Raw genomic sequence first — 7489 nt, forward strand, 5'->3', positions numbered from 1 at the left:
AACTGAAAATCGATCCTTCCGTCATCCTGGCCACACGCAAGTATGTTGATGACCAAGACATTACCGTGCGCGCGTACAGTGACGCGCAACTGGCCAAACACTTGGCCGCCGCCGATCCGCACCCGCTTCTGGCCAAGATTGCTTATGTCGATCAGCAAGACAGCAACGCTCGTACCTATGCCTATCAGCAGCTGGCTGTTCACTTGAACGCTGCCGATCCGAATCCATTGCTGGCCAAAACTGCTTATGTCGATCAGCAAGACGCCAGCGCCCGCGCCTATGGCGATCAGCAACTGGCCAAACATCTGGCCGCAGCCGATCCACACCCGCTGCTGGCCAAGATTGCTTATGTCGATCAGCAAGACAGCAACGCTCGCACCTATGCTTATCAGCTGCTGGCTGTTCACTTGAACGCTGCCGATCCGCATCCATTGCTGGCCAAAACTGCTTATGTCGATCAGCAAGACGCCAGCGCCCGCGCCTATGGCGATCAGCAGCTAGCCGGCCACTTGAATGCTGCCAATCCTCACCCACAACTTGCCCAGCGCAGCTATGTGGACCAGCGAGACGACCAAGTCATCGCGTATGGAAATCAACAACTGGCCGGGCACCAAACCAGCGCTGATCCCCATCCGCAATACAGCATGAAGACCGTGGCAACACCGCCGAAATTTGACGAGTCGAACAGACTGGTCAATGCTGAATTTGTGCAGCGCGCGCAAGGAAATATGGCGCAATATCGGAATGTATTAGAAAGCCGCACACTTACCGCAGAAGACATGGGCTGTGCCCTGTACTTCCCATATGCCGGCAAAGTACTCACCATTCCGGCACCAGCATCGCTGGGCATTCCCCCAAATACCGGCAAGTGCGTCAAATTTTTTGGGCTGGTCAATGCTGGAGTACTGGTTGCTGCACCAGGCGTAAATATTGGATTTGATGTCGGCATGGTGCAAAGCATCACGATCAAGGTCGGCCAATACCTCACTCTGATGGAAACTGGGGGAAACGTTTGGCAAGTAATCGATTCCACCGCCGAAATGTGGCGCAACGCCGACTTTGCTTCTACCCTTGCCATTAACGGATATCAAAAGATGGCTGGCGGCATGATCATCCAAAAAGGCCTGGTGCTGACCAGTTCTGCCTCCGACTTTGTCCGTTTCACCTTCCCCATACGGTTCCCTGGAACGGAAAACCCAACCGTGCTTGTCTCGCCGATCAACGGCGGCACGCTAACCTACTCAGCATGGCACAACACACCAACCGCATCCTATGTAGACATCAAGGGCAATGCGCCTGCCATGTACATCGACGTTATTGCCATTGGTTACTAAAAAATGAACATTCGCTATTCCAAATCCACGGGCAACTTTTATCCGTATACAGAAGATTACGCCACCCTACCCGACGACATTACTGATGTCGATTACGCTGATTTTGAACGCGCGATGGCACGGCAACCGGGACAAACCTTCGCATTCAAGCGGGGGAAACTTGTCATATCAGATGCTCCACCTGTCGCCTTCGCCACCTTGGCGGAACACTATATGGACAAGGTACGCCTGTCCCGTGACGCCGTATTGAACCGCCTGGCGGGCATCGGCTTTGCCGCACTGGCTAGCACCGACATGGCGACCGTGCAAGCGATCAGCACGGCGCGTACCGACTTGCTCAATATCACCGCCTGCACGGCGGTGTGCGCTGCCGAGGATATGCCAGCGCTGCAAGCATCCGTCGAACGTGAATACAACCGCATCGCCGGCATGTTGCCGGATGAGGCGCGCCGCGCCTTCACCGAAGCCGGCGCAGCCTTGCCAGCGGTCTTGTCCACCAACACCAGCCAGTAATCCCTATTTTTACCTCACATCAGGAGAGCCAACCATGCCCACCGACTACCACCATGGCGTGCGCGTCATCGAAATTAACGAGGGTTCGCGCCCTATCCGCACCGTCTCCACCGCCGTGCTCGGCCTGATCGCCACGGCCGAGGATGCCGACGAGGCCGCCTTCCCGCTGAATAAACCCGTGCTCATCACCAACGTGCTGGCCGCCATGGGCAAGGCCGGCAAGAGCGGTACTTTGTACCGCGCGCTGGAAGCCATCGCTGCGCAGACCAAACCGCTGTGCGTCGTCGTGCGCGTGGCCGAAGGCCAGACGGAAGCGGAAACCACCAGCAACGTGGTGGGCGGCGTCTCGCCAGACGGCCAGTACCTGGGCGTGAAAGCCTTGCTGGCCGCGCAAAGCAAGCTAGGCGTGAAACCGCGCATCCTGGCCGCGCCAGGCCTGGACACGCAAGCCGTGGCCAACGCCCTGGCCAGCGTGGCGCAGCAACTGCGCGCCTTCGCCTACGCATCGGCCTACGGCTGCGCCAACGCCACGGAAGCCATCACTTACCGCGGCCAGTTCGGCCAGCGCGAACTGATGCTCATCTGGCCCGACTTCGTCAACTGGAACACCGCCATCGATGAAGAGGCCAGCATGTCCGCCGTGGCCTATGCCATGGGCCTGCGCGCCAAGATCGACGAGGAAACGGGCTGGCACAAGACCCTGTCCAACGTCGTCGTAAATGGCCCGACCGGCATCAGCAAGGACGTGTTTTTCGACCTGCAAGACCCGGCCACCGACGCCGGCATGCTCAACGCCAAGGAAGTCACCACCCTGGTCAACATGGGCGGCTACCGTTTTTGGGGTTCCCGCACCTGCGAGGAGCAAGGCGGCTTTTTCTACTACGAGAGCTACACGCGCACGGCCCAGGTGCTGGCCGATACCATCGCCGAAGCGCATTTCGCCTACGTCGATGTGCCCTTGCATCCTTCGCTGGTGCGCGACCTGCTGGAAAGCATCAATGCCAAGTTCCGCGACTTGAAATTGCAGGGCTACATCATCGATGGCCATGCTTGGTATGACGAGCAGTACAACGACAAGACGGCGCTGAAAGACGGCAAGCTGGCCATCGATTACGACTACACGCCCGTGCCGCCGCTGGAAAACCTGAAATTCCAGCAGCGCATCACCGACCGCTACCTGGCCGACTTCGCCGCGCGCATCGCCGCATAAACGTTCAACCACCACCCTGCCCGCCCAGCGCGGGCGCATTGAATACCTGGAGAAAGTATGGGCCTGCCCCGCAAACTGAAAAATTTTAATCTGTTTCAAAACGGCGTGTCCTTCATGGGCATGGTGCCAGAGGTCACTTTGCCTAAGCTCAGCCGCAAGATGGAAGAGTACCGCGCCGGCGGCATGAGCGGCCCCGTATCCGTGGACTTCGGCAACGAGGCGCTGTCGCTGGAATGGAGCGGCGGCGGCCTGATCGCCGAAGCCCTGAAGCAGTACGGCGCGCACACGCACGGCGCCGTGCAACTGCGCTTTGCCGGCGCTTACCAGGAAGACGACGACGGCATCGTCGCCGCCGTCGAGGTCGTCGTGCGCGGCCGCTACAAGGAAATCGATATGGGCGCCGCCAAGATGGGCGACGACACCACCCATAAATACACGATGGCCTGCAGCTATTACAAGCTGATGATCGACGGCGCCACCGTCATCGAACTGGACTTCATGAGCGGCACCGAAAACTTCGGCGGCGGCGACACGAATATGGCTATCCGCAAGGCCATCGGCCTGTAATCCCCTTTTTAAATCACACCACAACAAGGAACACAGCATGCACAACGATACCCAAAACAGCGCCATCATCGAACTGGACGAGCCGATCAAGCGCGGCGACACTCTCATCACCTCGCTCACCGTGCGCAAGCCCAAGGCGGGTGCCCTGCGCGGCATTTCCCTCATCGAGCTGGCCAATCTGAACGTGTCGGCCCTGCAGATCGTGCTGCCGCGCATCACCGAGCCGACCCTGACCGCGCACGACGTGGCCAGCATGGACCCTGCCGACTTGCTCACCGTGGGCGCCGAGGTTGCCGGTTTTTTGGTGAGCAAAGCCGATCGCCATACGGTATCCCCGGCGAAGTAGAAGACGCCATGGCCGACATTGCCGGCGTCTTCCACTGGACGCCGGCAGCGATGGACGGCTTTACGATTGATGAACTGATGGCCTGGCGCGAACGCGCCCGGCAGCGAAGCGGAGCGGAATAGATGGCTGGTAGGGATTTGAAGTTACAGGTGGTATTTGCGGCACTGGACAAGATCACCGGCCCGCTCAAGAAAATCGTGGCCGGGTCCAGCGAGACGGCCAAGGCATTGAAGGCGACCAGCGACCGCTTGCGCGACCTGAACGCGCAGCAAAAGAACATCGGCAAATTCCGCGAGCTGCATGGCGGCCTGGACGCCACTCGCACCAAGCTGGAGGCCGCCCAGCAAAAAGTGGCCAGCCTGGGCTCCAAGATGAAACAGGTGGAAAACCCCACGCGCGCCATGACGCGCGAATTTAACGCCGCTGTCAAAGCGGCCAGCGCCTTGAAGACGGCCGGCCAGCAGCAGGCGCAGCAACTGCAAGTCATGCGCGAGCGCCTGGGCGCCGCCGGCATCGGCACCAAAGACCTGGCCAACCACGAGCGCACCTTGCGCCGAGAAATCGAGGCCACTAACAAAACCATGACCCTGCAGCAGCAGAAGCTGGCCAATGCGGCCGCCAAGCAGCAGCGAGTCACCAACGCGACCCAGCACGCCGAGAAGCTGCGCAACAAAGCGGGCAACCTGGCCATGGCCGGCGCCGGCGCAACTGCCACGGGCGCCATGCTGGGCGCGCCCGTCGTCAAAGGACTGAACGAGGCCAAGCACTATCAGACAGAAGTGGGCAGGGTCAACGCGCTGGGCCTGGGCGATAAAGTCTCAGCCGAGGCCGTCGCCTTTGCCCGCAACATGCAGACCTACGGCACCAGCCAGCTCGACAACCTGCAACTCATGCGCGACGGCATGAGCGCCTTTGCCGACGTGCATCATGCGGAAATGGTCGCCCCTACCCTGGCTAAAATGAAGTTTGCCAATCACGCCTTCTTTGGCGAGGCGGAAGGCGCCGACAACGAACGCAAGTTCATGGACATGCTCAAGGTCATCGAGCTGCGTGGCGGCCTGGAGAGTAAGGAAAAGTTTGAAGCCCAGGCCAACATCGTGCAACAGGTCATCACCGCCACGGGCGGGCGCGTCGGGCCGAATGAATGGCTGAACATGATTAAGACGGGTGGCATCGCGGCCAAGGGCTTGAAAGATGATGCCTTTTACTACCAGATGGAACCGCTGGTGCAGGAAATGAGCGGCAACCGCGTCGGCACCTCACTGATGAGTGCATACCAGAACTTGTACCAGGGCCGCACCACCAAGCGCTCAGCTCGAAAACTGGAAGAGTTTGGCCTGATCGGCGACAAGAGCAAGGTCAAGCACGACAAGGCCGGGCAAGTTTCATTCCTTGACCCGGGCGCACTGCTGGGCGCCGAGCTGTTCCGCGAAAACCAGTTCGAATGGCTGGAAAAGGTGCTGTTGCCGCAACTGGCCAAGAAGGGCATCACGGAAAAGAAACAGGTGCTCGACGCCATCGGCAGCATCTTTTCAAACCGCACCGCATCGAACCTGTATTCGCAGATGTATTTGCAGCGCGGGCAAATTCACAAAAACGAAAAGCTCAACCGGGGCGCCGCCAATATCGGCCAGCTGGACAAGCTGGGCCGCGACTCGGCCGCCGGCAAGGAACTGGAGGCGCAGTCGAAGCTGGCCAATCTCAAGCTCACCATGGGCGAGAAAATCCTGCCGCTGTACGCGCAGGGGCTGGAAATGGCCATCAGCGCCGTGCAGCGCCTGAATGGCTTCATGGAACGCAACCCGACCGTCGCCAAGGTCATGATTACCGTCTTTGGCGTGCTGGCCGGCTTGCTGCTGGTGCTCGGCCCGCTGATGTTGGGCATTGCCGCCCTGATCGGCCCGTATGCCATGTTGCACGTCATGTTCGCCAAGATGGGCGTAACGGGCGGCGTGCTCACGCCCATCCTGCGCGGCCTGGGCGGCGCCTTCATGTGGGTAAGTCGCGCCGTGCTGGGATTGGGCACCGCGCTGCTGACGACCCCAGTTGGCTGGGTAATCCTGGCCATCGCCGCCATCGCTGGCGCCGCATACCTCATCTATAAATACTGGGAACCGATCAAGGCGTTTTTCAGTGGCATCTGGTCGCACGTCAAAACAGCCTTTGCCGGCGGCATCAAAGGCGTCAGCAACCTGATCGCCAACTGGTCGCCCGTGGGCCTGTTCTATCGCGCCTTCGCCGGCGTGCTGGGCTGGTTCGGCATTGTGCTGCCGGCCAAGTTCACTGACTTTTCCGCCAATATCGTGCAGCGCATCGCCACCGGCCTGGCGCCGCTGGGCAGTTTCTTTGCCGGCGCGTGGTCGCAAATCCAGACTGCGTTTGCCGGCGGCTTCGTTGGCGTGAATAACCTGATCGCCAACTGGTCGCCCGTGGGCCTGTTCTATCGCGCCTTCGCGGGCGTGCTGGGCTGGTTCGGCATCGACCTGCCGAGCAAGTTTACCGACTTTGGCGCCAACATCGTGCGTGGCCTGGTCAACGGCATCACCAGCTCCATGGGCGCCGTCAAGGACGCCATCAGCAATGCCGGCTCCAGCACCATTGCCTGGTTTAAGGAAAAGCTGGGCATCCACAGCCCGAGCCGCGTGTTTGCCCAGCTCGGCGACTACACCATGCAGGGCCTGGCCGTTGGCCTGGACCGCAGCGAGGGTGCGCCGATTGCCAAGGTGTCTACCCTGGCGCAGCGCCTGACGCAATTGGGCGCCGGCATCGCCATCGGCACGGCCACGGCATTACCGGCCAGTGCCTTCGACACGCGCGCGCCGCTGGCACAAGGCGGGTTCGGCACCGGCATGACGATCCAGGGCGACAAGATCGAAATCACTTTCAACGTGCAGGCCGGCACCGATCCCCAGGCCATCGCGCGCGCCGTGTACGCGGCCATGGAACAGCGCGACCGCGAAAAGGCGGCACGCATCCGCTCGTCCCTGCGCGACCACGATTAAGAAAGAAACACCACCATGATGATGATTTTAGGAATGTTCGTTTTCAGCCTGCCGACCTTGGCCTATCACGAGCTACAGCGGCAAACGGAATGGAAGCATGCCAGCACGGCCCGGGTGGGCTTGCGCGACGCGCACCAGTATGTGGGCCCCGGCGACGACACGATTACCCTGTCGGGCTGGGTGGCGCCGGAACTGACCGGCTCCCTTTACTCGCTCGATGCGCTGCGCATGATGGCCGACACGGGCAAATCGTGGATTCTGGTCCAGGGCACGGGCCGCATACTTGGCTCGTATCGCATCACCAGCATGACGGAAGGCCGCACCGTCCTGGACGGCAGCGGCGGCGCGCGCCGCGTCGAGTTCTCGATTGCGCTCAAGCGCGACGACGACGGCGTGCTGGCCATGGTTGGCCTGGGCGATATCGGCGATCTGAAAAACATGCTCAGCATCGACGGCATGACCAGCAGCATTGCCGGCGCGGCCAAGAACGCCGTGGGCAGCGTGGTCGGCAATGTGG

8 protein-coding genes are annotated in these 7489 nt (G+C 60.7%); all 8 read left to right on the forward strand.

Annotated elements, in window-relative coordinates:
- The coding region (locus tag ACZ92H_RS29200) for a phage tail protein (protein WP_465052393.1) at window positions 1-1334 on the forward strand (1334 nt) is incomplete at its 5' end.
- Between the two features lie 3 nt (window positions 1335-1337).
- Complete coding sequence (locus ACZ92H_RS29205; RefSeq protein WP_465050966.1) at window positions 1338-1847, forward strand: hypothetical protein; 510 nt, start codon at window positions 1338-1340, stop codon at window positions 1845-1847.
- 34 nt (window positions 1848-1881) lie between these two features.
- The gene (locus tag ACZ92H_RS29210) at window positions 1882-3057 is read left to right on the forward strand and encodes a phage tail sheath protein (RefSeq protein ID WP_465050965.1); all 1176 of its coding nucleotides are present in this window, start codon (window positions 1882-1884) and stop codon (window positions 3055-3057) included.
- A 57-nt stretch (window positions 3058-3114) separates the two neighbouring features.
- Window positions 3115-3624: a phage major tail tube protein gene (locus ACZ92H_RS29215; RefSeq protein WP_465050964.1), complete on the forward strand. Its 510-nt coding sequence runs from the start codon at window positions 3115-3117 to the stop codon at window positions 3622-3624.
- A gap of 37 nt (window positions 3625-3661) precedes the next feature.
- Window positions 3662-3970, forward strand: a complete 309-nt coding sequence (locus tag ACZ92H_RS29220) for a phage tail assembly protein (protein WP_465050963.1) — start codon at window positions 3662-3664, stop codon at window positions 3968-3970.
- 8 nt (window positions 3971-3978) lie between these two features.
- Window positions 3979-4092, forward strand: coding sequence for a GpE family phage tail protein (locus ACZ92H_RS29225; RefSeq protein ID WP_071650284.1), 114 nt, complete (start codon window positions 3979-3981; stop codon window positions 4090-4092).
- Complete coding sequence (locus ACZ92H_RS29230; protein ID WP_465052395.1) at window positions 4093-6972, forward strand: phage tail tape measure protein; 2880 nt, start codon at window positions 4093-4095, stop codon at window positions 6970-6972.
- Window positions 6973-6987: 15 nt separating this feature from the next.
- Window positions 6988-7489: phage tail protein (locus ACZ92H_RS29235; protein ID WP_465050662.1), on the forward strand; the 502-nt coding region annotated here is incomplete at its 3' end.

The organism is Janthinobacterium foliorum (genome assembly GCF_978021625.1).